Source organism: Methanoculleus sp. DTU007 (genome assembly GCF_001512385.1).
GTDB lineage: Archaea > Halobacteriota > Methanomicrobia > Methanomicrobiales > Methanoculleaceae > Methanoculleus > Methanoculleus thermophilus.
Genome location: NZ_LFRO01000030.1, coordinates 5,667 through 6,880 on the forward strand (window position 1 = coordinate 5,667; position 1,214 = coordinate 6,880).

A 1,214-nucleotide genomic window follows, 5' to 3' on the forward strand; every position below is an offset into this window, starting at 1 on the left:
GTTCTTGAGATACTCGAGCACGAACCAGTTGTTCCCGAAGACCGGATAGGCACCCTGGTCGAGGATCGGCGTGTCCCGCATCTCCTCGTGGGTGTGCCGGGCGTAGAGCGGCGGCATGGCCGCTTCCATCACGGTCGTGTAGCCCATGCGGGCGTAGTTGTAGCCGGTTCGGATCGTTGTCGGGACTGAAAATCCGCCCTGCATCCGCTCGATGCCATTTCTCGGCTTGTATGTGAAGAGTTTGTCTTCGGGGCGGAAGTTCCGGCCTACGTTGACCTTAGGACCGGCAACGTGCGAGTGGACGTCGACACCGCCGGCCATGACGGTCTTCCCTGCGGCATCGATGACCTTCGGGTTCTTGACCGCGCTGGTCTCGACGATCTTGCCGTCCTTGATGGCAACATCTGCCTTATCTCCTCTAATCCCCAGGACCGGGTCGAAGACAAATCCATTCTTGATAAGATATTCTGCCACGCTTATACCCCCTTGATCTCCTTGACGCGTGCAAGAACGCGGCTGAGGAATTCTTCGTCCGTCATCATGCCCTCCGGGGGCTCGACGACCTTTCTCGTTTCAATCGGCACGTTGTCCATCCGGTATGCACATCCGCCGACCTCGACGCCCACAAAGGCGACCGGGACATGGACTTTGCAGACCTCGGTGGTCGGGGTCTCGTGCGGGTCGATCGCGACAGACGGGCGGTCGTAGATCTTCTTGACCGAACTGAACGGGAAGTGTGCACCGGGGTCGCTACCGAGCACGAAGACAGCATCTACTTCGTCCCTGCGGAGCAGATCGTTTGCCGTCGTCTCACCGGGGTTATAGCGGGCGTATCCACGGGAGAGGTCCACAGCAAAGGGGAACCCGAACAGCCAGCCCCAGACCTGGCCGGAGCCGGTGACGTTGTAGTGCCCGCGCATCGGCATGATGGCTGCTTTCGTGTACTCGTTTAAGTCACGGGTGACTGCGATGGCTGCGTCGATGTTGTGGTTCTTCCCGAGCGACTGGGTCACGCCCATACCGAAGAAGATGATCACGAATCGACCGCTCTTGAGCGTCTCGGCAGCCTCGTAGATCTTCTCTTTCGGGATCCCTGCGACGACGTCGGGGAGCTTCTCGCCCTTGAACGCCACGCGGAATGCGTTGAGGAGCTCGTAGTCGCGTCCCTGCTCAACCTGGAGGTGGACATCCGCAACGTTTGCGGTGTCGGTGGG

The 1,214-nt window shown here is 60.0% G+C and carries 1 protein-coding gene and 1 pseudogene; both read right to left on the minus strand.

The window, feature by feature from the left end; translation table 11 throughout:
• Nucleotides 1-474 (minus strand): amidohydrolase family protein (locus ACI94_RS02930; RefSeq protein WP_286681077.1); only part of this gene is annotated, 474 nt, incomplete at its 3' end.
• 2 nt (nucleotides 475-476) lie between these two features.
• Nucleotides 477-1,214, minus strand: a pseudogene (locus ACI94_RS02935) (formylmethanofuran dehydrogenase subunit B); the annotation flags it as partial.